The 25,497-nt window shown below is 42.6% G+C and carries 19 protein-coding genes; 6 read left to right on the top strand and 13 right to left on the bottom strand.

The features are described from left to right. Positions 1-289 precede the first annotated feature (289 nt). From L1068_RS11895 to L1068_RS11835, 13 genes are all read right to left on the bottom strand, one after another. On the bottom strand, positions 290-919 hold the full coding sequence (locus L1068_RS11895) for a hypothetical protein (protein ID WP_237130444.1): 630 nt from the start codon (positions 917-919) through the stop codon (positions 290-292). A 188-nt stretch (positions 920-1,107) separates the two neighbouring features. Continuing rightward, complete coding sequence (locus tag L1068_RS11890) at positions 1,108-2,016, bottom strand: hypothetical protein (protein ID WP_237130443.1); 909 nt, start codon at positions 2,014-2,016, stop codon at positions 1,108-1,110. Next, entirely contained in the window at positions 2,010-2,396 is a 387-nt protein-coding gene (locus L1068_RS11885) for a peptidyl-prolyl cis-trans isomerase (protein WP_237130442.1), read from the bottom strand. The genes L1068_RS11890 and L1068_RS11885 overlap by 7 nt, the downstream gene beginning before the upstream one ends. Before the next feature lie 36 nt (positions 2,397-2,432). Beyond that, a complete protein-coding gene (locus tag L1068_RS11880; RefSeq protein ID WP_237130441.1) occupies positions 2,433-3,308 on the bottom strand; it encodes a polysaccharide deacetylase family protein in 876 nt (291 codons plus the stop codon). 145 nt (positions 3,309-3,453) lie between these two features. Continuing rightward, entirely contained in the window at positions 3,454-5,001 is a 1,548-nt protein-coding gene (locus L1068_RS11875) for a glycogen/starch synthase (protein ID WP_237130440.1), read from the bottom strand. A 9-nt stretch (positions 5,002-5,010) separates the two neighbouring features. Further along, a complete protein-coding gene (glgC, locus tag L1068_RS11870) occupies positions 5,011-6,330 on the bottom strand; it encodes a glucose-1-phosphate adenylyltransferase (RefSeq protein WP_237130439.1) in 1,320 nt (439 codons plus the stop codon). Further along, positions 6,323-8,833 carry a glycogen/starch/alpha-glucan family phosphorylase gene (locus L1068_RS11865; RefSeq protein WP_237130438.1) on the bottom strand — a complete coding sequence of 837 codons (2,511 nt, stop codon included), beginning with the start codon at positions 8,831-8,833 and terminating at the stop codon, positions 6,323-6,325. Before L1068_RS11865 ends, glgC begins: the two co-directional genes overlap by 8 nt. A 1-nt stretch (position 8,834) precedes the next feature. After that, positions 8,835-10,961: a glycogen debranching protein GlgX gene (gene glgX, locus L1068_RS11860; protein WP_237130437.1), complete on the bottom strand. Its 2,127-nt coding sequence runs from the start codon at positions 10,959-10,961 to the stop codon at positions 8,835-8,837. Next, complete coding sequence (glgB, locus tag L1068_RS11855) at positions 10,961-13,159, bottom strand: 1,4-alpha-glucan branching protein GlgB (protein WP_237130436.1); 2,199 nt, start codon at positions 13,157-13,159, stop codon at positions 10,961-10,963. Before glgB ends, glgX begins: the two co-directional genes overlap by 1 nt. After that, complete coding sequence (malQ, locus tag L1068_RS11850) at positions 13,146-15,152, bottom strand: 4-alpha-glucanotransferase (RefSeq protein ID WP_237130435.1); 2,007 nt, start codon at positions 15,150-15,152, stop codon at positions 13,146-13,148. The genes glgB and malQ overlap by 14 nt, the downstream gene beginning before the upstream one ends. 5 nt (positions 15,153-15,157) lie before the next feature. Then, positions 15,158-15,457, bottom strand: a complete 300-nt coding sequence (locus L1068_RS11845) for an isoamylase early set domain-containing protein (protein WP_010558178.1) — start codon at positions 15,455-15,457, stop codon at positions 15,158-15,160. Between the two features lie 312 nt (positions 15,458-15,769). Beyond that, positions 15,770-16,789: a tryptophan--tRNA ligase gene (gene trpS / locus L1068_RS11840; RefSeq protein WP_237130434.1), complete on the bottom strand. Its 1,020-nt coding sequence runs from the start codon at positions 16,787-16,789 to the stop codon at positions 15,770-15,772. A gap of 382 nt (positions 16,790-17,171) precedes the next feature. Then, a complete protein-coding gene (locus tag L1068_RS11835) occupies positions 17,172-18,506 on the bottom strand; it encodes a sigma-54-dependent Fis family transcriptional regulator (protein WP_237130433.1) in 1,335 nt (444 codons plus the stop codon). Positions 18,507-18,763: 257 nt separating this feature from the next. Between L1068_RS11835 and L1068_RS11830 the strand changes: the two genes are divergently transcribed. From L1068_RS11830 to L1068_RS11805, 6 genes are read left to right on the top strand one after another with little or no spacing between them, the layout of a single operon-like run. Beyond that, positions 18,764-20,338: a cytochrome ubiquinol oxidase subunit I gene (locus tag L1068_RS11830; RefSeq protein ID WP_237130432.1), complete on the top strand. Its 1,575-nt coding sequence runs from the start codon at positions 18,764-18,766 to the stop codon at positions 20,336-20,338. Beyond that, positions 20,335-21,468 carry a cytochrome d ubiquinol oxidase subunit II gene (gene cydB / locus L1068_RS11825; RefSeq protein ID WP_138628254.1) on the top strand — a complete coding sequence of 378 codons (1,134 nt, stop codon included), beginning with the start codon at positions 20,335-20,337 and terminating at the stop codon, positions 21,466-21,468. The genes L1068_RS11830 and cydB overlap by 4 nt, the downstream gene beginning before the upstream one ends. A 10-nt stretch (positions 21,469-21,478) precedes the next feature. Further along, positions 21,479-21,595, top strand: a complete 117-nt coding sequence (gene cydX / locus L1068_RS11820; RefSeq protein ID WP_010603848.1) for a cytochrome bd-I oxidase subunit CydX — start codon at positions 21,479-21,481, stop codon at positions 21,593-21,595. Further along, positions 21,588-23,249 carry an ABC transporter transmembrane domain-containing protein gene (locus tag L1068_RS11815; RefSeq protein WP_054980859.1) on the top strand — a complete coding sequence of 554 codons (1,662 nt, stop codon included), beginning with the start codon at positions 21,588-21,590 and terminating at the stop codon, positions 23,247-23,249. Before cydX ends, L1068_RS11815 begins: the two co-directional genes overlap by 8 nt. Continuing rightward, positions 23,239-24,867 carry an ATP-binding cassette domain-containing protein gene (locus L1068_RS11810; RefSeq protein WP_237130431.1) on the top strand — a complete coding sequence of 543 codons (1,629 nt, stop codon included), beginning with the start codon at positions 23,239-23,241 and terminating at the stop codon, positions 24,865-24,867. The genes L1068_RS11815 and L1068_RS11810 overlap by 11 nt, the downstream gene beginning before the upstream one ends. Further along, positions 24,860-25,489 (top strand): hypothetical protein, encoded by a 630-nt coding sequence (locus L1068_RS11805; RefSeq protein ID WP_237130430.1) that lies wholly within the window; start codon positions 24,860-24,862, stop codon positions 25,487-25,489. Before L1068_RS11810 ends, L1068_RS11805 begins: the two co-directional genes overlap by 8 nt. Positions 25,490-25,497 lie beyond the last annotated feature (8 nt).

Genomic DNA, 25,497 nt, shown 5'->3' with positions numbered 1-25,497 from the left:
TTCGATGTTCAAACGATTGCCCTGTGCTTTTATCTTCACCGCACAAAAAAGCGCGGCGTACACAACGAGAAATACAATGGTAATAGGGAGTATCAACCAGACTGATTTGTTGTTTTCTTGGAACCGCCATGACTTCTCATCCTTAAGAAGTGTTACATCCCTTAAACATAGAAAAACACCCAAACTAAATCAAATTAGAGTGGGTGTCTTTGTTATTTCTTTATTATTAACTTTATTTCCGTTTAGGTGAGTGTCACTTTAGATCTCTTTTTATTTCCAATCTATCAATCTAATACCCTGGTATCGGTGAGTATTTTTCTAACGTTTGGTAAGCGGCTTTCGGTAACAAAAATGTTGCCAGCCAATATTCATCAACCAAATCGGGGAGGAATCGCTGTTCTAATCCTGCTTGCTCGGCGAAGTCATTAAAATCATTAAAGATGTTGTGAGTAAGGTACTCTTCACCACCTTCGTAATCATAACGCCATGCTTTATCTGCAAACTCAAATGTGACCACTACATCACCGTCATCATCATAATCAGCTTTAATAGCAGCAGTTTCAACTTCGGCAAATCGCAGCATGTCTTGCCACACCTCTTGATAGACGGTTAGCTCGGCATCTTGCATTATGCTTTCTGCTTCATACTTAAGTTTATGCTTAGGAAGCAATAAGGTGAGAATTTCATTCAACCCCGGATTGGCGTAAAAGTGCGCAAAAACATCTTCATCAAAATAATCTATTTCATCTTCTGGCAATGCTGCCAAATACAAAGGCTTTAAATTTGCTAATTCATAATCAGCAGGTAATGCAGGGGTCGCCACATTGCTTGCCAGCAAATCATGCACCAAAGTAAAACGCTCTCCCACTGTCAAGTCGAAAAACACGTCGATATCGGCTTCCTTTTGTACTAAGTCCATTTATACATTCCTCTTTTTATTTCTAAAATCAATGTTTATTAAAGCGCTAAAGGCTGTCTTTCGGTAAATTTATCCGTCACGGCGGGGGCTAATGTCCCTGTTTTAGTTTTTATCATAGCCCCATGATATATATGGATTGACAGTCTATCAGCGTCCATATATGCCTTTTTGATTCTCTCTTTGAGTATTTACAAACCTTTTAAATTAAATTTTTGCCACAATTCGGGGGGGCGATCTAGTTTAAACTCTTCAACAACTTTTGGATGGTATCTGCCTTGCTCGGTTTTAATCATCTGCCACTTTTTCACCAGCTCTGACGGCAAACTGGTGTCGTTGTCTAAAATGTCAGTGACGGTGTTCACAAACGCTAATCGCTCAGGTTTTGTCTCTATACTCGGATGAAGTTCTCGCCAATAATACAATTGGTGCAAAAAGCAGATCAGTGTTACAACGCGTTTTTTACCATAGTCTGCCATTGGGGCTGCTTGGAGCCAAGTCGCGATTTGGTACTGTTTAAAACTGTATTTATGATCATTGAACTCGGTGTCATCTAGTAAAAAATAATGCATGTCTGTACAAAAACTTTCAAAAAAGCCCTGCGCCTCTTTTTTAATTTTTTTTACTTGCGCATCCGTTTTGCCATCAAGGGTTAAATCGGGGGTAAAATACTGGCTATAAAAGTGCTCTTTGCCGTTTAAAATACCCTCTTCACCATAGCGCTTTTCACCGAATATTCTAACGGGTTCAAACTCCTTTGTGGGCGCTATATTTGAAGTGAACATATAAAAATGGTATTTAAAAAAACCAAAGTCGTTTTCATCAAATGAATTAATGATGCTTTTTAGGTTTTCATCGCTTTGGTCGGGGTGTAAGTAGAGCACCTCTATCAAGGGGTTAAAATTTAATGACAAATCAGCTAAGTTTTCACCGTGCATAAAGTATTGTTTAAGTTTCGCCACATCTTGTTTTGCGTATTCTCTGCCATGTAACAGTTTAGGCTCCACGATTTTCCACTGCGCTTCTCTCTCAGTAAGCCATTCAGGGTTATCTGCCTGCCATGCAGATTTATCCAGTTGATTAATCACGTTTTTTAACATTGCGGTTCCCATTCATAGTCGCTTGACGTTTGCCCATCATACGTTTCAGCCAACACGTCAATAAATTCACTTAATAACATTGCTTTTACTTGAGGGCTTAATATCCAATTTTTTATATTAAATGGCCTAAGCACGCGCCCTTTTTTTAGCCGTTTTACAAATTTGTCGTGCTCTTTAACCTTGGTGTAGCCTAACGAGCCTAGCATCACGCGCCCTTTTGGTGGCACACTTAATGCTTCTATTAATTTTGCAAAATCAGCTTTGGTATAGCTTTTTTCTAACTTACCTGTACTTCTTTTATTTTGCTTGGTTTTAAACTCTTGCATCCACCATTCAGTATTTGTGGCGAGTTTTACATGGAAGCTAACAAAGACACCCACTTTAAAACTCCCACTTTAAAACTCACTTTAAAACTATCATTGCTTATCTTTACCATCTATCTCTTTAACTACTTCCTTGTCAAAGCGCGCTTTTAAATACGCTTCATCTAAGGTGTGGTGCCAGAGCTGTGTTGTTTGGCCTTTGTCTTTTGCAATTTCGCCAATGCGCCCAGGGTTATATTTCATAATACGCTCGGTTTGGTAGCTGGCAATTGGGTCTTGGTAGGCTTTTTCTGGCGAGATGACTTGCCACCCGTTTTCGCGAAAAGCATCAGCTAAGTCACCAACAAACAGGGCGGTAATATCCATTTCATGCAGCAAAATAACGTGTTTGGGCGAGTGACCTAAATATTTTACTGCCAATTCATCGTAGTATTGTGCGCCTTGTATAATTACATCGATGTAAAAATTTTTTAGTTTCTCAAAGTCGACTTCTTTGCCATTTTTTAGTGCATCTTGAAATAAATTTTCAATGTACCAGTCGTAATTATTGAGCGTGATATATGCATTGCGGTAGCCATTTTGGGCTAAATAAGCACGCACGCCGTCGCGCTTTTGTTGGGTGTCGCCTTCTCGCAAATAGGGGAAACGAAACCAAGGTTTAAAGTTTGGGTAGTCTTTAATTTTATTATGGGCGGTTGTTATTTCCTGCAAATAATCTTCTAAGCTGGTTTTGTTGATATCTGGATGGGTATGGGTGTGATTGGCAATAACATGCCCAGCATTGGCATACGCCTTTAAGCGCGCTTTGCCTTCTTCATTTAAATGGCTTGTGGTTGCAAAAAACGCCGCTTGTTTTATACCGTGTTCCTGTAATTCTTTGATCAGGGCTTTAGCACGTGTTGGCCCATCAAAATAACCGTTAGCTTGCCTCGGCGCATCATCAAAGGTAAAGGCTATTTGCTTTGCCATCGAAACACTTGAAAAACACAAACAGAACAAGAGAGACGCTATAAACAATAAAGATTTCATACACAAAAAAGGGTGACTTATTTTAATTAGTCACCCTAACATTGGTATTTAATTTAAACAATGCAACTAACTGTTATTTATAACATTAGTGGTTATAGAGTTTAGTTAAATACTGCTCGATACTGCTTTGCCAACTAAAGCGGCTGGTTTTAGCGGTGTGCACCAGAGTTTGCCACTGCGCAGTGTCATTCATGTAACAGTTTAGCGCCTCGTTAAATACGCTTTGCAGCGAGTGCACTTGCTCACTAATGGTATTGCCCTCAAACACAAAGCCATTTTCGCGGTGTTTGACCGTGTCTTTTAACCCGCCTACTCCATGTACAATACAAGGCTGCCCTGCTTTTAACGCGAGCATTTGGCTTATGCCACATGGTTCAAACGAGCTTGGCATTAAAAAAAGATCGCCAAGTAGATATAGATCGTCCGACAAACTTTGCCCATAGCCATTTAAAAACAAAAAGTTACTGTGCTTTGCCATAAGCTGCATTAACAAAAACTCGTAATGGCTGTCGCCACTGCCAAGCATAATAAAGCGGCCGCCTTTTTCGCTTAATTGATTAAGCATTTTACTTAGTGCCACTTCACCATCAGCGCGTTCAAGTAACAAACGCACTTTTTGCTCAGTTAATCGGCCAATACTTGAAACAATGGGGCCTTTAAACTGTGGGCTATCTTGCCATAGTGAAATTTGTTCATTAGCGAGATAATGCACGGTTTTCAATTGCTCAAAACGACTCATCCAGTTTCGAAGGCAAGATTTACTGCTGCGTAAAAAGCAATCGAGCGTGACTTTAGGCTCAGGCTCATTGCTGTATTCACACCCATTTAAAATGCCAACAAGTTTATCGCTATTGTCTACAAGTACCTGTTCCAGCCCTTCGCCGCCATAAATGCCATTTTGATGGTCGCTGGCACTCAGCACCTCTTCAGCATAACTGTCTGATACAAAGTGTACTTTATCAACCAAACTGATTGCTGCGCGCATTGGGTTATAACAAAACGGATAACGCGGGTCGCATAATTGTTGGCCGTCGTAGCTTAAGCTTGGAAACCAAGCCTCTAAGCTTGAATCATCACCGTTAAATGGTCGCGTACCTTGTAGCGCTAAATTATGTACTGTGTATACCAGCTTAGTGTTGGCAAAATCGCGATAGCGTGTATCAAACTTCAAAAGCACAGCTAAGGTTGCCGCATGCCAATCATGCAAATGAAAAATGTCTGCCGCTAAATGCCCTTGTAAAATGCACTCGGCAATAACATTACAAAAAAGCGCAAACTTGGTGGCATCTTTGGCAAATGGGCGGTTATCTTCATCATGACAATAAACGCGGCTCTCTCCTGCTTGTTGAAAGAGCGGGTGTACCACCACATACTGGGTTACGTTGTCATTTGAAATTGCGTGCAATTTATAAAGGTAGGCAGTGTGCTGCTGGTGAGCGAATGAAAAGCTCACTTCTGCGACACACTCACCGTTGTAATGGCTGTGGTAATAACCATAATCGGGGATCACCACATCCACATTAATGTTATGCTCTGCAAGTGCCTTTGGCACATCGCGAATTACATCGGCAACACCGCCTACTTTCGCGCCCGAAATACAATCATTTTCAGCCGCTAACATCAAAATTCGCATAGTGTCCTCTTATGCAATCGCTACTTGGCTTTGTGATTCGGTGTTTTTAGCACCCACTTGTTGCGACTTTTTTGTCAGTGCAGCAATCATGTCACGGGTAACAAGCACCACGCCACCACTTGATATTCTAAAACCATTAGCTTCATCTTGTTTGTGGTCAACACCGATGCTTAGCCCTTCAGGTACCACACAACTGCGGTCGATAATGGCTTTTTTAATCACACAATTTCGGTTAATTACCACGCCCGGTAAAATAACTGCTTCTTCCACCGTACAATACGAATGCACATGCACATTTGAGAAAAGTAGCGATTTACGGATTGTTGAGCCCGAAATAATACAACCGCCTGACACCGTTGAATCCACTGCCATACCTCGGCGCGTTTCATCATCAAAAATAAATTTAGCGGGCGGTAACTGCTCTTGATAGGTCCAAATTGGCCAGTTTCTATCATATAAATCAAGTGAAGGTGTAGGTGACACTAACTCCATATTGGCTTCCCAGAACGAATCTAGCGTACCTACATCACGCCAGTATGGTGTGCCACCTTGGCGGGTATCTCTAAATGGATACGCATACACATTATGCTCTTCAATGATAGATGGGATAATATCGTGACCAAAATCGCGACCAGAGCAGCTGTTTTGCGCGTCTTTTTTCAATTGTTCAAACAAAAACTCGGTATTAAATACATAATTACCCATCGACGCTAAACATTTAGTTGGATCATTTGGTAATGGCGCGGGGTTTGCTGGTTTTTCTTCAAATCGTTGAACACGTTTTTCGTTGTTTACGGCCATCACACCAAACGCGCCTGCCGCTTCTTCCACGGGCACTTCTAAACAACACACAGTCATGTCCGCGCCCGTTTCTACGTGCTTAGCAATCAACTCACCATAGTCCATACGATAAACATGGTCACCCGATAAAATCATTACGTACTTTGGCAAGTCGTGGCGAATAATGTCCATATTTTGATAAACCGCATCGGCAGTGCCGCAATACCAATCGTCACTGTAACGTTGCGATGCGGGTAAAATCTCCACTGAATCACCGAGTTCCTTTTTGAAGTGACCCCATGCACGATTAACGTGGCGAATTAAACTGTGCGACTTATATTGTGTCGCAATACCCACTTTACGCACTCCTGAGTTAATGCAGTTTGAAAGGGGAAAATCGATGATGCGAAATTTACCACCAAAATACACCGCAGGCTTGGCACGCCAATCGGTTAGTTCTTTTAAACGTGAACCTCGACCTCCTGCCAATATAAGTGCATACGTATCGCGGGTAAGGTTACTAATATAACGATTTGCGGAATTAGGCATTGCGTTCTCCTTGTGCCTTGTTGAATTCGATTGCCTGTACTTGCCAAATATCATTGTTGTATTGGCTAATGGTGCGGTCGCTCGAAAACATACCTGATGCGGCCGTATTTAAAATGCTTTTTTGAGTCCAAGCGCTTTGGTCTTGGTAAAGTGCTGCTGCGTCTTCTTGTGCTTTCACATAGCTGTCAAAGTCATATGCGGTTAACCATTGATCATGATTATCACGAATAGAATTAATCAGCGGCTGGAATAAGTCTGGGTCAAATAAGTTAAAATGCCCACTTTCTAATAACCCCATAACCCTTGAGAGATTGGGAGAATTAGCAATAATCTCATTTGGATTATAATGCTCACGAATTTGCGCAAGCTGTTCTGCTTTAGCACCAAACAAGAAAAAGTTATCAAGCCCAACCGCTTCTGAAATTTCAATATTTGCGCCATCCAATGTGCCAATAGTCAGTGCGCCATTCATCATAAACTTCATATTACCAGTGCCTGACGCTTCTTTGCCTGTGGTCGAGATTTGCTCAGAAAGATCGGTCGCAGGGCAAATGGTTTCCATCGCCGTAACGTTATAATTAGGCAAAAATGCGACGCGCAAATAAGGTTTGGCAGCTGGGTCATTGTTTATGGCATCCGCCACATGATTGATTAATCGAATTGTGAGCTTCGCCATAAAATAGCCCGGCGCTGCTTTGCCACCAAATAGCACACAGCGTGGTGTAAAGCCTTCAAGTTCCCCTTCTCGAATACGCTCATATAAATGAATAACATGCAAAATGTTAAGTAACTGGCGTTTGTACTCATGAATACGCTTTACTTGCACATCGAACAGCATGGTTGCATCAAACTCAACGCCAGTTTCACGCTTGACTAAATCTACCAGTGTTCGTTTGTTTTCAAGCTTCACGTTTTGCCACTTTTTATGCAGCGATTTATTATCAAACTTTGCTCGTAACGCATTAATTTTACTGAAATCACTGACCCATTCATCGCCAATTTGTTGGTTTATTAATTGCGCCAATTTAGGATTACAATGCGACAACCAGCGCCGTGGTGTTACCCCATTGGTTTTGTTATTAAAGCGCTCTGGCCAAAGGGCATTGAAGTCGCTAAATAAGCCGTTGGTGAGCAGTTCAGTATGAAGTGCAGCAACGCCGTTTACTGAATACGAGCCGACAATGGCTAAATATGCCATGCGAACTTTAGGCTCTGGCCCTTCTTCAATTAGCGACATATCGCGCTGCTTTTGTGTATCGCCTGGCCAGCAGGTTGCTACTTGTTGTAAAAAGCGGGCATTAATTTCATAAATAATTTCAAGTAAACGCGGCAGTAAACGCTCAAATAGCCTGACAGGCCACTTTTCTAGCGCTTCAGGCAATAAGGTATGATTGGTATACGCCATGGTACTTGAGGTAATTTGCCATGCTTTATCCCAATCGAGCTGATGATCATCAAGTAAAATGCGCATCAGCTCAGCCACGGCAATACTTGGGTGCGTATCGTTTAGTTGAAAAACATGGTATTTAGGGAAGTTATGGAAATCTTCACCGTATTGTTTTACCCATTTAGCAATGATGTCTTGCAGTGTTGCGCTTGATAAAAAGTATTGCTGGCGTAAACGCAGTTCTTTACCGTTTTCACTGGCATCGTTTGGATAAAGCACCATGGTGATTTGTTCAGCTTGGTTCTTTTTGGCAACCGCTTCTGGGTAACTGCCCGCATTAAACTCTCTTAAATCAAACTCTTCTGTTGCTTCACTTTTCCAAAGGCGCAGGCGATTCACCACATCATTGCGATAACCTGGAATAGGCACATCATAGGGCACAGCTAACACATCTTGCGTATTTACCCAGTTACGATGCTCGCGGCCATGTTTATCTTTATACATTTCCACATGACCAAAGAATTTTACACGTTGGCTTTGCTCTGGTGCAGCAATTTCCCACGGGTGACCTTCATGCAACCAATGATCGGGCTGTTCAATCTGACGCCCTTGCTCTAGTGATTGATTAAACATGCCATATTCATAACGTAAGCCGTAGCCAACTACAGGCAGTTTTAGTGTTGCGCAGCTATCTAAAAAACACGCGGCTAAACGCCCTAAACCCCCGTTGCCAAGGCCTGCGTCGTGTTCAGCCGCGGCAACTTGCTCTAATTCGCTGCCATATTGGGTGAGCGCTTCGGTCACTTCAGGTGCTAAATCTAAATTTAAAATCGCATTATTAAGTGCACGGCCCATTAAAAACTCGAGCGATAAATACGCCACTTGTTTATGTGGCACGCTATCGCGCTGTTGGTTGGTTTGGCGGCACTTTGCCACCAACCTATCACGAATGGTAAGTGCTAATGCTTGATACAAATAACGCTGCGATTTATTGACCTGGTCGCGTCCTAAGGTGTAATAAAAATGGCGATATAAGTCTTCACTTAGAGCTGAGTTTTCGATAATACTTGAAGGTAAAGGCGTTTTTTTATCGGCTAAATTTGATTGCTTGTTCACACTAAACTCCTTGCTTAGTTAAATTGAACGTTTGGGATGTATTAGTTGCATGCTGCTTACTGGCGGGCATTTTAATGTTGCTTGAAAGCACCCATGCACTGTAGCTACTCAGGGTGAGCGTTTGCCCAGGCGTTACGCATTCATCATCCCGTTCGTTAGAGTGCGATGACAATCGAACGCGCCAACAATGATGTGCTTCTTGCTCTGGCAACTTAAACACTACGTTACTGCTGGATGCATTAAACAGCAGTAACAGTGCTTTATCGTCTTGAATATCTTCCATTAAATAACCAAGGCAATGGCCGTCTGGATTATGCCAATCGCTATCTTGCATGAGCGCACCATGTTCGTTTAACCAAGTAACACTAAAGCGCGGATCATCATCGTGAATAAAGTGGCTCTGGCGATATAAAGAAAATTCACTGCGTAGTTTTAGAGCGCGACTAATAAACTGGTACAGCGGATGCTGTTGCGGCTCATCTAACCCGTTAGCGTGCCAATCAATCCAGCTTATTTCGTTATCTTGGCAGTAGGCGTTATTGTTGCCACCTTGCGAATGTGCCACTTCACTGCCAGCGCATAGCATTGGCACACCATTAGATAAACACAGGGTTAACAGCAGGTTTTTTTGTGCACGCAAACGCAATGCATTGATTTCACTGTTTTCGGTTTGCCCTTCAACGCCCCAATTGGTCGATAAATTATGGTCGTGACCATCGCGGTTTTCTTCTTGATTGGCTAGATTATGTTTATTGGTATAGCTGACTAAGTCGGCTAAGGTGAAGCCATCGTGGGCAGTGATAAAGTTAATACTCGAGGTAACCGAACGCCCTTTTTTCTCAAACAAATGGCTTGAGCCATGAAAGAAACGAGCAAACTCTGGCAGCATGCTGGTATCACCTCGCCAAAAGCTGCGTACTGTGTCACGGTATTGGTCGTTCCACTCACGCCACGGAGCAACATAATTACCGAGTTGATAACCATCTATTGCTAAATCCCAAGGCTCTGCAATCAGTTTCACGCCTTTTAATACGGGATCTTGCGCGAGGGTTTGAAAGAAAGTGTGGTGTTTTTTAAAGCCGTCTTGGTCACGGCCTAAAATACTGGCTAAATCAAAGCGAAAGCCATCAACTCCATACACTTGCACCCAATAGCGCAGGCTATCCATTACCAGCTGTAAACTTTTAGGGTGTGAAATATTTAGCGTGTTACCGCAACCAGTATCATTAACGTAATAGGCAAAATTATTTTGCTGCAATCGATAGTAAGTTTGGTTATCAATACCGCGAAGCGACAAGGTTGGCCCTTGCTCGTTACCCTCAGCGGTATGGTTGAAAACCACATCAATAATCACTTCAATACCCGCTTCATGTAGCACCGATACCATTTGCTGGAACTCTTGTTCTTGCTTGGTATGGGCGTAGGCTAAGTGCGGCGTAAAAAAGTTTAGGGTGTTGTAACCCCAATAATTACTGAGGCCCCGTTCAGGTAAAAACGCTTCACTAATAAAACTATGCACCGGTAGCAATTCAATCGCTGTTACGCCTAAACTTTTTAGATGCCAAATAAAGTTGGGGTGAGCTAAACCCAAGTAAGTACCGCGTAATTCCTCGGGAATAGAAGTATATTGTTTAGTGGCGCCTTTGGCATGGCATTCATAAATAACCGTTTTATGCCACGGAATATTCGGTTTAGTACCCGTGTAATAAGGCAGTGTTGATACTTTACATTTTGGCATATCCATTGCCGAATCAAGCTGCCAAAACGTTTCATCTGCACTGTGCGCATTGCCCCAGCTAAACTCACCAAACAATGATTTTGCATAAGGGTCTAACAGCAGTTTGTTGGGATTAAAGTAACACCCTTTTTTCGGGTTGTATTTGCCGTAAACTCGGTAACCGTAGAGCTGTTCTTGCCCCACCCCGCGAATAAAAATATGCCAAATATCTTGCTCATCGCGATAAAGTGGAATACGCGCTATCTCGCTGTGACCACTTTGATCGAACAAGCACAGCTCAACCTTAGTCGCGCGTTCAGAAAAAATAGCAAAGTTAGTGCCGTTTTCACTTGGGGTTGCACCCAGTGGCGAGGTGTTTCCCGGGCGAATTGCAAAACGGGCTGAGACCATTATTTTGCCACCAAATAATAGGTCGCAAGTGGTGCAAGCGTTAACGATATACTGTACTCGAAGCCGTGATTATCTTCTTTGATTACGGGTAATTCGTTTTCAACTAATACGCCACTGCCACCAAATTGCGTGTCGTCGGTATTTAATACCAACTGATACCGTTTTGCTTTTGGTACACCTAATTTAAAGTTTTCATGCACCTCGGGCGTAAAATTGCATATCGCTATTACATTTGGTTCGCTACTACTTTTACGAATAAAACTAAACACGCTTTGATCGGCGTTGCCGCCATCAATCCAGCGAAAACCTTCGCCGCTATTATCTTTTTCGTAAAGTGACGGAGTGGTTTTATACGTTGTGTTTAACGCTTTTATAAGGTTAGAAATACCTTGATGTTTAGCCTCATTAAGTAAATGCCAGTCTAGGCTCTTATCATGATCCCACTCATCATATTGAGCAAATTCACCGCCCATAAACAGTAGTTTTTTACCGGGATGTGCCCACATAAAGCCATAAAATGCACGTAAGTTCGCAAACTTTTGCCAGTCATCGCCCGGCATTTTATTTATTAGTGAGCCTTTACCGTGTACAACTTCATCGTGCGATAGCGGCAGAATATAATTTTCGCTAAAGGCATATACTAATGAAAAGGTCATCTCGTTATGGTGATGGCGGCGGTATATGGGATCTTTTTTCATATACTCTAGGCTGTCATTCATCCAGCCCATATTCCATTTAAAACCAAAACCTAAGCCTGACTGATCGGTTGGCTTGGTCACCCCCGGCCATGCAGTAGACTCTTCAGCAACCGTAACAATATTTGGGTTTTCGCCGTAAACACTGGCATTAATTTGCTGCAGTAAACTAATGGCTCCGAGGTTTTCGCGGCCGCCATAACAATTTGCTACCCACTGCCCTTCTTCGCGGCTGTAATCAAGGTACAGCATCGATGCAACTGCATCGACACGAATACCATCTATACCAAATTCTGTTAGCCAATATGTGGCGTTTGATAGCAAAAAGCTACGCACTTCAGCGCGGTCGTAATTATAAATATGGGTATTCCAATCAGGGTGGTAGCCTTGGCGTTTATCGGCATGTTCGTATAAATGAGTGCCATCAAACATGGCTAAGCCATGCGGATCATTTGGAAAATGCCCCGGTACCCAATCAATCAATACGCCTAGCCCCGCGGCTTTTACTTGGCGAATAAACTCTGCAAATTCATTAATATCGCCAAAGCGACTGGTGGGCGCATAAAGGCCAACAGGTTGATACCCCCACGAACCATCAAATGGAAATTCACTGATTGGCATTAATTGGATATGGGTAAAACCAAGATCTAACACATACGGGATCAATTGTTCGGCAAGTTGTTGGTAGCTCAAATAACCGTTACCTTGCTCAACATTGCGACGCCACGAACCTAAGTGCACTTCATAAATACTAATTGCTTGATTGAATTTATTAATTGGCGAAATTGGCGCAGGAGCTTTTGGTAAGCTAGCTACCCGCGAGGCCGTATGGGGCGGCAACTGCATTTGCAGCGCAAATGGGTCGGCTTTTTCAATACGCTGGTTGTGCTCGGTTAGCAGGCTGTATTTATAATTTTTATCGTTTAAATCTTCCCCGATAAAAATTTCCCACACCCCAGATGCTGGGTGAAAACGCATAGGGTAGCAACTGGCATCCCAATGATTAAAATCACCAATTACTGACACCGCTTTTGCATTGGGTGCCCACACGGTAAAACGCGTGCCTTTAACCCCTTGCTGGGTTACAAAATGTGCGCCAAAGTGACGATATGCATGTGCCAACGTGCCTTGATTAAACAAATACATTGCATCACAATCAAGGCTCGATTCAAAACTATATGCATGGTAACGCTGCACCTGACAATCACCATAATCGATATCAAGTTTAATTGGCTCGGCGACTTTATTGTGACTTACTACCAACTGAAAAAGCGCGGTATCTTGATACTTTTCCAAAGCTAATTGTTGATTGTCACTACAAATCGCGACTTTTTTAGCGCCTGGTATATAGCAGCGAACTACCGCTAATTCATTATTAATAGTGTGTTTACCCAAAAAGCTAAACGCATCGATAAAATCGCCACGGTGCAGCGAATGTGCTTTTTCTAACGTGTTGTGTGCTTCGTTAAGTTCATTGAGCGAAGCAAAGTTAGCTACTGACATTATTTCTCCTAGCATTTAGCAACTGCCAAAATCGCTGTTGTTGCACGCTGGTTTGTTGCTCTTCATGGGACATTGGGCCAAAAATAGTAAGCAAATTGCGTGATAGGCGACGTCGCCAGTTAGGGTATTCTTGATCGGTTCCTGGAATATTGACTGCGAAGGTTTCGCCACTAAGATCATCCAGTTGTAAACATAAAAATTGCGAGTTTGATGCACTCAGTGTCGCAACAACTGCGGCATAAATAGCACTCGCATCATCTGAATTTGGTAATGTGTTTGCCGCTTTTAGCCATTCGCGCAAGGCTAATTTATCTTGCTCGCGCTGCGTTATATCGTAGCCAAATTGCTCTGGATTTGAGTAAAGCGAAAACGATTTTCGTGTTTCGATATCACGCTGTTGCCACCACGCATAAAATGGCGCGACATCGTGATTTGCTATCATCAACATTGCATGTTTACGGTGCGCTTGTGGCGCGATAAACTGCCCGTTCTGATCTTTTTCAAAATAAAAAATATCGTTACCATAAACATGCGCCTTGTCTAAGCTTTGCTTAATCTGTTGTGGCACAACACCTAAATCTTCACCAATAACAACACATTGGTTTAGTTGACTTTCTAGGCATAAAATCGCCAGTAACTCATTAAATGGGTAATACACATAACAGCCAGCTGGTTGCTCATCGACAGTGACACACCACCAAAGCCGCAATAGGCCCATAACGTGATCAATGCGCAGGCCGCCGGCAATCATATTGGCGCGAATTAAACTGATAAAGTGGGCAAAATTAGTTTCTTTTAGTTTCAACGGGTCGGGCACAGCCAATCCCCAATCTTGCCCATCAAGGGCCCATGGGTCAGGCGGCGCACCAATATTTGCATGTTCCACAAACAGCGCTTGATTGCGCTTATATTCTTCGCCATCTCGGGTACAGCCTACGGCTAGATCTAAAATAAGCCCGATCGTCATGCCTTTGGTTTTGGCATAGCGCTGACAGTAATCCAGTTGCTCTTTGGCAACCCACTGCAAATAATATTCAAATTCAGAAAGCTGCCAGGTTTGATAGCGCTCAACAAACTCGCGGAACTCGTTTGCTCGTTGCGTTGTGTTTGCTAATTCCAATTTGCAGAAATTTAAATACATCACTTTAAAGCATTTAAATTTATGGGTGGTTGCTTGGCGATAATCGATGTGCGTTGCGTTACTTTGGTACTCACCATTTGGCAATGAATAATCAACGCACAGCCGTGGGCTGATATAAAGTGGATTAATTTGGTTGCGGTCACTTGGGCTATAAGGGCTAGCCCGCTCTGGTTCAGTGACAAACAGTTTGTGCAGAGGGTTAAGCAAAATATAATCCGCGCCTTTTTCACTACTGCGCTGAATAAGCTCTTTCAACGATGAAAAATCGCCAAAGCCACTTTCTCGTTTATCACGAAGGGTGTAAAGCTGACACGAAATGCCCCACACCTTTTGCTGCTCAGTCAAAGAGTAACAACTCACAGGGGCAACTGCCAGCGTGCCATTAAAGGCTTGCGATGTGGTTATGTTAGAGCGATAAATTAGCTCAACCTGATAATAATTAGGCGTTAGTTTTGGCAACGTAATGCGGTACTGAGAATAGCGCACACCATCTAATACGTAATTGCCCTCTTCCATACTATCGTTAAGTGATACCGATAAACGGCAGCACTCTTGTTGGCTGTCTGCAATTACTAATTCGAGTTGCTTTTCAGGCTCAAACGTTTGTGCACGTACTGTCAAATATGTGTTTTCTGATGATGTAACTTGAAACTCGCTCAACACCTGCTGCCAAGGTAAACCATCTAATTGACGATTTTTATCGCGAACATACTCGTTATCGTGCACATGGTGACCACATGCCGTAAGAATGGCGCGCCTTACGTCATCGTCAATACGCTTTTGTTGGCCGTAATAGTCGACATAATCGAGTGCTACCCCTTGTAGATAGCACAATTGTTCTACTTCATTCACGCACGTTAAGCTCGTGTTGTAGAAACAACTGAATTATCAGTGCCGAACTCGTTTAGTAAATAGTGGTCTGCAGCATGGTCATTTTGCCATTCCTGCTCATTAATGAGGTATTTAAACTGAAAGTCTTGCTCGATAGGTAAGCGAAGTTTGGTACGAAAAACCTGATCCTTTTTAACGTACTTCATACTAACAGGTTGCCAGTCGTTAAATTCGCCCGCCAACGACACATGGGTATCAGCTTCTGCTGCAAATTCAAATGTTACTTCTGCTTCTTGCTTGGTCTTAAAAAATCGTTTAGTTAACATTGTTTTTTCCTTTCCATTTAACTAACACGCTTCAAACTGCCCAGCGTATAAACTGTGATTATCTAAACATAGGAATATTTACGCTTCGTGACAGTGCATAAAAAACTTTTTATGCACAAAATTGATGCAGACAACCTCAAACAAGACGAAATATTCGCTATATATCCTTTTAACGCAAAATATAAGCCAATTGAGTATAGAAGTTATTAATAAAGGTACAAGCGAATAAAACTAATGCGAATGTGAATTAATTTCATATATTAATATGCAAGTTAACTGTGAGCGATCATCGCTTCACAGTTAACAAATGGGTTAAAACAAATTCAAGCCAAACACCTCTTTTACATCAAACAAAACCTGCTGCGTTTTACGGTCGGCGTTTTCGCTGCCTTTACGTAAAATATCGATTAGTTGGGCTCTGTCGTTTAAATACATCGCGCGTTTTTCGCGAATTGGGGCAATAAGTGTTTGCAAGCAGTCTTCTAAAATCTTTTTGGTTGTACCATCGCCTAAACCACCTTGTTGATATTGCTGTTTAAGCTCAGCAACATAGGCGGCGTCTGGGTGAAACGCATCAAGGTAGGTGAAAACTACATTGCCCTCAACTTGCCCAGGGTCTTCTACTCGCAAGTGATTTGGGTCGGTATACATCGATTTTACCGCAGCGCGAATATATTTTTCACTTGCGCCTAAATTAATGGTGTTGCCCATGGTTTTAGACATTTTGTTTTTGCCGTCAGTACTTGGTAAGCGCGGCGCATTACTCAATAACGCACGGCATTCATTTAAAATCGGTTTGCCCGCAAGTGAATTGATTTTTCTCACAATTTCATTAGTTTGCTCAAGCATCGGCAGTTGATCATCACCTACCGGAATAAGCGTGGCATTAAACGCGGTGATATCTGCTGCTTGTGAAATTGGGTACGTTAAAAAACCAGCGGGAACACTGCGATTAAAGGCTTTGCTTTGAATCTCACTTTTCACTGTGGGGTTGCGCTCTAAGCGGGAAATGGTAACTAAATTACTGTAAAACATGGTGAGCTCGGCAAGTGCTGGCAGTTTTGATTGCAAACAAATAGTGGTTTTAACAGGGTCGATACCCACGGCTAAATAATCAGCCACCACATTTAAAATGTTTTCGCTGACTTTTTTAGGGGTGTGGGCGTTATCGGTTAGGCCCTGCATATCGGCGACTAAAATGCTTTGCTCGTGCTCATGTTGCAGCTGAATACGTTGTTTTAATGAGCCAACAAAATGTCCTAAATGCAAAGGGCCTGTGGCTCTGTCGCCCGTTAAAATTATTTCTTTTTGCTGTGATGTTGTCTGTTTCATTGTGTATCTCCAAGATAAAAAACCGCTACTGGAGATACAAAAACGACACGTTGCTTAAGCTACCTACCAGCAGCTTAAGAATGTAAAAATCCTGCGCCGCTCTATTGTGAGCGCCACCAAGATGTGAATGATGTGATAGTAGAAATATGTAATGTATTTTTCATAACGCCAACACGTTAGCAAACCTCTACAAATTTCACAATCAAAGATTTTGTTTATACCAATTCTGTTAAGTATGTGATCACAGATAGCGCTGGATAGATGAAATGGTAACAAGGCGGAATTTTTCTTATGTAGTTGTTCTACATTGATAAATTCTAACGCAGTTAGCATGATATTTAGCCCGCTAGGATGATCAGCTATTTAAGTGAATTGGTATTAGCTACTTTGTAAGCGACAAACCATATTTAGTGAGCTTGCGATATAAAGTACGGCTACTGACACCGAGTTTAAGGGCCAGCGCTTCGGTGCTACCTTGGAACTGTTCAATGGCTTTTGCTAAGTAGTTTTGCTCAGTCTGCTCTAGCGATAGCACTTCAAATACTTCGCCATAAATTGGCTGTGCCAAATCTGCGTTAGGCTCTGCTGTAGGCTGCAAATTAGCTGTGTTTTCAAAAGGGATGTCGGTGTCGTAAATGACATCGTCATCGGCCAAAATAGCAGCTTGCAATACGATGCTTTTTAACTCTCTAATATTACCGGGGTAAGCATATTGCGAGAGCCTTTTAAGTGCCGCTTCACTGAATTGTTTGTCTTTAAATTCAGAGTGTTTTAAAAAGAACTTAGCTAGCAATGCAATGTCAGCTTGGCGGCTTTGCAGTGACGGCAAATTTATCGGAAAAGTGGCTATTCGATAATACAAATCTTTTCTGAATTCGCCTTTTTCAACCATTTCTAACAGGTTTTTATGGCTTGCACAGACTAAGCGAAAATCTGTGCGTTTTTGTCTTAAGCTGCCGACGGCACGAAAGCTTTGTGTTTCAATTAATCGCAATAATTTTACTTGCATATTAAGCGGCACATCACCTATTTCATCAAAAAAGAGGGTGCCGCCTTCGACTATTTCGACTAAGCCTTTCTTTTGGCTTGTGGCGCCAGTAAACGCGCCTTTTTCGTGACCAAATAACTCAGACTCGAATAACTGCTCGGGTAAGCCTGAGCATTCAATCACTATAAATGGCTTTGTTTTACGAGGGCTGGCATCGTGCAAGGCACGGGCAACGAGTTCTTTACCTGTGCCGGTTTCGCCTTGTAATAAAACCGAGATTTCGGTTTTTGCAGCGCGGTTTACTTTATTGAGTAGCGTTTTAAAGGCATCAGACTTGCCGAGCATTTTATTCTTTTGCGCTTTTACTGAGGCAAAGTCGATTTTATCGAGGATCTCAACAAAACCCATCAGCGCATCGTTTTCGTCAAAAATAGGCTTCATCACAATATCGCAATATTGCTTACCTAAATGGGTGTCGTGAATATGCACGACACTGGTTGGCTTGTTGGTTTTTTTGCACTCTAGCATAGGGCAGGCTTCACCCATTTGATCGCAGGGTTTACTGGCCTTATGCGATACGGCAAAGCAGGTACTTTTACCGAGCTCAATTGGCGTTTGATAAGTATCACGATAGGCGTTATTTACTGCCACAATCACATAATTAAGGTCAATAAAAATTGCTGGCTTATCAATAATATTGATTAACCCTTGGATCACCGAATTTGCCATATTACACACTTGCCCAAGTTAGTTTGTTACCGTTCAATTAAAACGAGTGTACTGCAAAAACACAGTTGTGACAAAAGTGTCTTTTCGCCATTTTTAGCTGTCAGAAATGTCGTTTAATTAGTTTGTCTTTATCGAATGAATTTTTGAAATGTTAAATTAATCAATAAAAACAATGTTTTATTTTATTTGTTGACTATACCTAAGGTTGGTATGTTTTCTGCCATTACAGGAAGTAACCTAATCTAAAGGAGTTCGAAATGAATGAAGCATTGGTCGAATTGTCACGTTGGCAATTTGCACTTACCGCCATGTTCCACTTCATATTTGTACCGCTGACCTTGGGCCTGAGTTTTATGCTGGCCATTATGGAATCGGTATATGTGATGACAGGCAAAGAAATCTATAAAACCATGACTAAGTTTTGGGGAAAGTTATTTGGTATTAACTTCGCCCTTGGTGTGGCTACGGGTTTAACCATGGAGTTCCAGTTTGGTATGAACTGGGCGTATTACTCGCATTATGTCGGTGATATTTTTGGTGCACCGCTGGCAATTGAAGGGTTAATGGCGTTTTTCTTAGAATCTACGTTCGTTGGCTTGTTCTTTTTTGGCTGGGATAAAATGTCAAAGGTCAGGCACCTTATGGCAACCTGGCTTGTGGCGTTAGGCTCTAACTTTTCGGCGCTTTGGATCTTAATTGCCAATGGTTGGATGCAGCATCCGGTAGGCGCAGAATTTAACTTCGAGTCGATGCGTATGGAAATCACCAGTTTTGCTGAGGTGATGTTTAACCCCGTTGCCCAAGTTAAATTTGTGCATACCGTATCAGCGGGTTATGTCACAGGCGCAATGTTTGTGCTAGCTATCTCAAGCTATTACCTCTTAAAACATAAACATATTGCCTTTGCGCGTCGCTCATTTGCGATTGCAGCAAGCTTTGGTTTAGCGTCAATTTTATCGGTGATTGTGCTCGGTGATGAAAGTGGCTATGAGCTTGGCGATGTACAAAAAGTAAAACTCGCGGCTGTTGAAGCCGAATACGATACCCATCCTGCACCTGCGCCATTTACGTTGTTTGCTATCCCCAATGATGAAAAAGAAGAAGCCGAATATGCGGTGCGCATTCCTTGGCTGATGGGCATTATCGCGACGCGCTCGCTTGATGAAGAAGTGATGGGCATTAAAGAGCACAAAGTACTGCATCGTGAACGTATTTTATCTGGATTGGTTGCCAAAAACTTACTCGATACCGTGCGCAGCGGTAACGCAACAGAAGCACAAATGGCACTGTTTGAAGCACATAAAAAAGACTTGGGCTATGCCATGTTATTAGAACCATTTACCAACGACTTTGTCAGCCCAAGTGAAGAAGCCATCGAAAAAGCAGTCAATTACAGCATTCCACCTGTTGCGCCACTATTTTGGAGCTTCAGAATTATGGTGTTCTCTGGCTTTGTTATGCTATTCGTTTTTGCCGCAGCATTTTATTACAGCACTAAACATCAAATCACCAAACCCAAATGGCTGTTAAAGCTGTCGCTGTTCTCTTTACCTCTGCCTTGGATTGCCTCTGAAGCGGGTTGGTTTGTTGCTGAGTTTGGTCGCCAGCCGTGGTCAATTGCCGAGGTGCTACCTGTGCATGCTTCGGTATCAAATTTAACCGTGGGTGAAGTGTGGTTTACCTTAATTGCTTACACCAGTTTTTATGCGGTGATGTTTGTTATTGGCTTCTATTTGATGAAGAAATACGCCAAAAAAGGACCAGTGCCAGAGCAACAAAGCACACCTTTCGATGGCAATGCGCAACTATCGGCTGAAGGAGCACAATCATGATTGATTATGAATTTTTACGCTTAGTGTGGTGGGGCTTAGTAGGCGTATTGCTGATTGGCTTTGCCATTACCGACGGGTTTGACTTAGGCGTAGGTGCACTGCTTACGTTAGTAGGCAAAAGCGACGAAGACCGTCGCGTGATGATCAATACAATCGGCCCCCATTGGGACGGTAACCAAGTGTGGTTTATTACTGCTGGCGGCGCAATTTTTGCGGCTTGGCCACTTATTTATGCGGCAGCATTTTCGGGGTTTTATATCGCTTTAGCGCTGACGCTCATTGCCTTATGGATGCGCCCAATTGGCTTTGACTACCGCAGTAAATTGCCCAATAAAACTTGGCGCACAGCGTGGGACTGGGCACTATTTTGTGGCGGCTTAGTGCCCGCGCTTATCTTTGGTGTGGCGTTTGGTAATTTACTACTAGGCGTACCATTTGAATTTGATAATACCTTACGTCCGACTTATACCGGCAGCTTTTTTGGCTTGCTTAATCCGTTTGCCATTTTAGCAGGGCTGGTATCGGTCGCGATGTTGCTGACCCATGGCGCTAACTGGTTGCAGCTTAAAACCGAGGGAAATTTACTCGCACGCGCGCGCATTGTGTCGTTCTATTTGTCATTAGTGACTGTGTTGCTCTTTATGTTAGCGGGTGTGGTCGTTGCCAATATTGACGGTTATGTGATCACTTCAAGTGTTGACCCTTTAGCAACATCAAACCCGCTGACCAAAACGGTTGAAGTAGTATCGGGCGCGTGGCTTAACAATTACAGCACTTACTCGTGGATGCTAGTTGCCCCTGTACTTGGCATTTTTGCGGGGCTTGGCTCTGCATGGTTTAGCAAGCAACAGCGCGGTGGCTGGGCGTTTTTAATGTCGTCATTGATGATGGCTGGCATTATTTTAACCGCAGGCGCTGCCATGTTCCCGTTCCTTATGCCAAGTAGCAGCATGCCAAACGCGAGTTTAACAGTGTGGGATGCCACATCGAGTTACTTAACGCTCAAAACCATGTTTATTGTTGCCTGTATTTTTGTGCCAATTGTATTGAGTTACACCGCATACAGCTTTTATGTGATGCGCGGGCGTATTAAAGCGCAAGATTTAGATAAACCACACACAATTTATTAAGGAGTGGCTTATGTGGTATTTCACTTGGATTTTAGGTGTTTTATTAGCGTGTTCTTTCGGCATTATTAATGCGATGTGGCTAGAAGCCACCGAAGACATGGACAGAGACGACACCAGCGATGATTAAACACAATCACGCAGCAAATGGCGACATGGAGGTCGCCGCTACCGAGCTATTACATAGCCAGCAGCAAAAAGTAAAAAATGCGCTGCAGGGTGTGTTAGCTCTTAAAAGCGGTGCCTTTTTATGCCAGCTGACGGCTTTCGCAGCATTTAGCTTTTTAGTGGCCAGATTGCTCGCAAGTGATGTTAATAGTCTGGTTATGAGTCACTTTTTTAGCGCAAACACACACTATGAATGGGCGCTCAATATATTGGTTGGGGCATTAGTTTCAAGCGTGATTCTTAACCTTTTTGCGCATAACCGCCTAATGGCATTACAAGCAAGCAGCTTGGCCTATTTAGAAGCGAAGTTACATGGCGCTTTTAAACAAGCCCAGCACGCGTTAGTTCGTCAACATAGTCATTTTTACTGGCAGCAACTCAGCACCGAGCACCTTCATGCGATAGTGAAATTTATCAGTGAATTTCAATTACAAAAATGGCTTGCGGTGGTTGCGCCTTTGTTATTGCTTGGCGTGATTGCTTATGTGAACTGGTTTGTGTTTGTTATTTTATTAGTGTGTTTGCCTGTGGTGCCGCTGTTTATGATCATCATAGGCAAAGGCACAAAGCACTTACATAACACCTATTTTGTGGCATTTGAGCGTTTAGGCAGTATGTTTGCCAATCGCCTTAGCAACATTGAATTGATCAATGTATTTTCTGCCAACAGGCAACAAACACAGCGCCTTGAGCAAAGTTCAAACACGCTTAATTCCAGCACCTTAAAAGTGCTTCAAGTGGCTTTTTTAAACCAAACTGTTTTAGATTTTTTTTCAACGCTGTCGATGGCACTCATTGCCGTTTATGTTGGGTTTAACCTGTTAGAAGAGATAAATTTAGGGCCCAAACTGGTGTTTGCCGATGGCTTATTTTTACTCATCGCGGTGCCTATGGTGTTTAGCGAGCTTAAACAATTAGGCAATTTATACCACCAAAAAGCGGCTGCACAGGTTGCAGCATCAGAGCTGGCTAGTGTGCTTTGTAACAGTCAACAAAGTGCCGATGTACTGCAATCTCCTAGCATAGATTGGCATGACTTTCAGGTTGTTAATACCGCGGTTTTTGCAAAGCATTTATTTGTTGAGCGTGGCCAGCATATTTGGCTAAGTGCACCATCAGGTGCTGGCAAAACGCTATTATTTGAAGCGCTTAGCAAACAGCGACAAGCAAGCCATCAAACCATACAGAAAGTGGCGCTGCTGACACAATCTCCCTGCATTTTACGCGGCACTGTTCGCGACAACTTAACACTCAACAGGCCAATTGCTGATAAAGCGCTTTTTGCGATGTTAGAAAAAGTTGAGCTAATGGCTTGGTATAAAAATTTAAAGCAGGGGCTTAACACGCCGATGGACGAGTGTCCGCCTCTTTCTGGCGGTGAAAAACAGCGCTTGAGTTTAGCAAGGCTGTTACTGTGCGATGCCGACCTGTATTTACTCGACGAACCCACCGCGTTTTTAAGTGACGCGCAACATTTGCGACTCTGCAGGTTAATTGAAACGGTTCTAAAAGATAAAACCGTTATTTGGGTATGTCATAAGCCACAGTCGCAGGGCTGGTTTAGCCATATTTGGCACATTAACGAGCTTGGCGAGGTGCTTTGTCATGCAAACTAATACATTAAAAACCAACTTATTGGCGCTGTTACTGAGTGTGGCTTATAGCCTAGCGGCAATGGGGTTATTGCTGGTTTCGAGTTGGTTTATTGCCGCGGCAAGTGTAGTGGGCAGTAGCTTAAATTACATGTTACCCGCTGTTATTATTCGGGCTTTAGCACTTATTCGCATTGCGTCGGGTTATGCGGCTTTGTTGGTTGGTCACAGTGGCTTTTTTAAATCGTTACAAACCAAACGTATGACACTATTTGCAGAAAGTTTGGATAACTTAAGCTTGCTTGAGCAAGTTAAAAGCAGCGCGCAGGTTGAGGCAATGAGCACCACCACAGAGCAACAAGCGGCGCTCTGGATTGCTTGGGTAAATCAAAATGCTGCGATGTTTATAACCTTACTGCTGCTAAATATCAGTATTAACCTGCTTATTCCTAGTCATCTTACTTATGTGTTGTGTGTAACATTTGCTTTTATTTTAGTTTACGCGCTGCTCATTATTTTTGGCTTAAAACAAGCGGGCAAAATTGCCAAACAAAAAGAGCGCTTTATCACTGAATTTGATGATAAGTTACATAGCTCACCGCTTTGGCATCTTCAAACTGAGTTTTTAGATAAACATATTCAACAAAAAAACAATCAATTTGCATCAACCTCTCAACTGTTAAACGCGCAACAAACACAGCAAAAGGCGATTTTTTACGGCCAACTCTGTTTGCAGCTTTTCGCCACTTTAGCTTTGTATCTGCTTTTCAAGCAGTATGCTGGCGCGGCATCGCAAAATGCATTGTTTATTTTAGTGCCCATGTTATTGCTAAGCATTAACGATTGGCTTGGCAAGCTACTGCATTCACAATCTGGGCTAGTAGATTTTATTCAAGCCAAACAAGGTGACGCTGAAAAAGCTCTGGTGAATACAGTCGACAAAGAAGCGCTATCATGGTCACCAAAAATTACCCGACATAGCCAAGCAATTCATGCGCTGAGCCTTAATAATGTAACCGCTTGCAGCGTGCAACGATTGCCCATTTCAATTGAAATAAATAATACCGGTTGCTATGTATTTGAAGGCAGCTCAGGAGCTGGTAAGTCTTCGTTATTAAAAGCAATTGCCGGGCTTCAGCCATTTCAGGGCGATATCTCGTTTAATCAACAATCCATCGTTCAACAATTTGGCAAATTACATGAGCGCATTGTGTACTGCGGGCAATCAGCTCCCGTATTAGATGGCACCTTGGCTGAAAATCTTTCTTTAGGTCATAAAATAGAGCAAGACGCACTTAAGCAGGTACTTAATGACGTTAATTTGTCTTACCTAGGCGCATTAACGCAATGGCTAGGCTCAGGTGGCAGACAGCTCTCTGGTGGCGAAAGACAGCGCCTGAACCTTGCAAGGGCATTGTTATTTAAGCCCGACGTGGTGCTACTAGATGAACCGTTTGAAGCGCTCGATAATCACAATATTGCACTTATGGTTCGGCTTATGAATCAATTGAGTAAAACCCGTATCGTGCTGATTGCTAGCCATATTGTGCCGCAAACATTAATGCTTAATCAACGTATTGATATTGAGAATGATCGCGTATTTTCTGAAGAAAATGGCTCAGAGGAAAAGTGCTATGGCTGAGTCCTTAGATGTCATTGAGATAGTTTTAGATAACCAACTAATTGCTTATCTAATTAGAGATACGTTAACGCCTTATTGTGCGGTAATTGCACTTTGTATTTCTGATCAGAAAAAACACGACTACATGGTTGAGCGACTTGAAAACTGCCCGTGTGAAACACAGTGGTGGTTAATCGCTTGCGATGCCAACACACAACTAAGGTGGGTGAACCAGTTAGTGCAGCGATTTACAGGGCAATTGATGCTAGCAAAAGCGTCTTTAACAAATACACCAAACTATGCCCCGTTAGATATAAAGAATGGTGACATGCTTGAACATAATGAAATGCTGCATTTAGGTCACCTTATGCTCACCATTCAATATGTCAAAGCAAATAGCTCGAAAGTATCGCTACTTGTTTGTGACAACATGGTGTTCTGTTTGCCATCTAATGTACTTGAGTTTTCATCCATTCACATGGGAAATGTACTCAAAAAAAGCAGCATAAAGTGGGATAAATTCAGTGAAATTTATTGCCCCGTGTTCACAGCAGATTTGCCTTTATCGAGCTCAAAGCGCACTTTTTGGCAACTCGAAACCCTGCAAAGCCGAAATAGCTTAACCGACACTTTAACAAATTAGATAGGTAG

The sequence above is a fragment of the Pseudoalteromonas sp. MMG024 genome (assembly GCF_021654175.1).
Classification (GTDB): domain Bacteria; phylum Pseudomonadota; class Gammaproteobacteria; order Enterobacterales; family Alteromonadaceae; genus Pseudoalteromonas.
This window is presented reverse-complemented; position numbering and strand designations above follow the sequence as displayed.

Excerpts from the sequence above, each read along its gene's own strand:
- L1068_RS11895 (WP_237130444.1), bottom strand. The coding sequence starts at position 919 with ATGGACTTAGTACAAAAGGAAGCCGATATCGACGTGTTTTTCGACTTG.
- L1068_RS11890 (WP_237130443.1), bottom strand. The coding sequence starts at position 2,016 with ATGTTAAAAAACGTGATTAATCAACTGGATAAATCTGCATGGCAGGCA.
- L1068_RS11880 (WP_237130441.1), bottom strand. The coding sequence starts at position 3,308 with ATGGCAAAGCAAATAGCCTTTACCTTTGATGATGCGCCGAGGCAAGCT.
- L1068_RS11875 (WP_237130440.1), bottom strand. The coding sequence starts at position 5,001 with ATGCGAATTTTGATGTTAGCGGCTGAAAATGATTGTATTTCGGGCGCG.
- glgC (WP_237130439.1), bottom strand. The coding sequence starts at position 6,330 with ATGCCTAATTCCGCAAATCGTTATATTAGTAACCTTACCCGCGATACG.
- glgX (WP_237130437.1), bottom strand. The coding sequence starts at position 10,961 with ATGGTCTCAGCCCGTTTTGCAATTCGCCCGGGAAACACCTCGCCACTG.
- glgB (WP_237130436.1), bottom strand. The coding sequence starts at position 13,159 with ATGTCAGTAGCTAACTTTGCTTCGCTCAATGAACTTAACGAAGCACAC.
- L1068_RS11845 (WP_010558178.1), bottom strand. The coding sequence starts at position 15,457 with ATGTTAACTAAACGATTTTTTAAGACCAAGCAAGAAGCAGAAGTAACA.
- trpS (WP_237130434.1), bottom strand. The coding sequence starts at position 16,789 with ATGAAACAGACAACATCACAGCAAAAAGAAATAATTTTAACGGGCGAC.
- L1068_RS11835 (WP_237130433.1), bottom strand. The coding sequence starts at position 18,506 with ATGGCAAATTCGGTGATCCAAGGGTTAATCAATATTATTGATAAGCCA.
- L1068_RS11830 (WP_237130432.1), top strand. The coding sequence starts at position 18,764 with ATGAATGAAGCATTGGTCGAATTGTCACGTTGGCAATTTGCACTTACC.
- cydB (WP_138628254.1), top strand. The coding sequence starts at position 20,335 with ATGATTGATTATGAATTTTTACGCTTAGTGTGGTGGGGCTTAGTAGGC.
- cydX (WP_010603848.1), top strand. The coding sequence starts at position 21,479 with ATGTGGTATTTCACTTGGATTTTAGGTGTTTTATTAGCGTGTTCTTTC.
- L1068_RS11815 (WP_054980859.1), top strand. The coding sequence starts at position 21,588 with ATGATTAAACACAATCACGCAGCAAATGGCGACATGGAGGTCGCCGCT.
- L1068_RS11810 (WP_237130431.1), top strand. The coding sequence starts at position 23,239 with ATGCAAACTAATACATTAAAAACCAACTTATTGGCGCTGTTACTGAGT.
- L1068_RS11805 (WP_237130430.1), top strand. The coding sequence starts at position 24,860 with ATGGCTGAGTCCTTAGATGTCATTGAGATAGTTTTAGATAACCAACTA.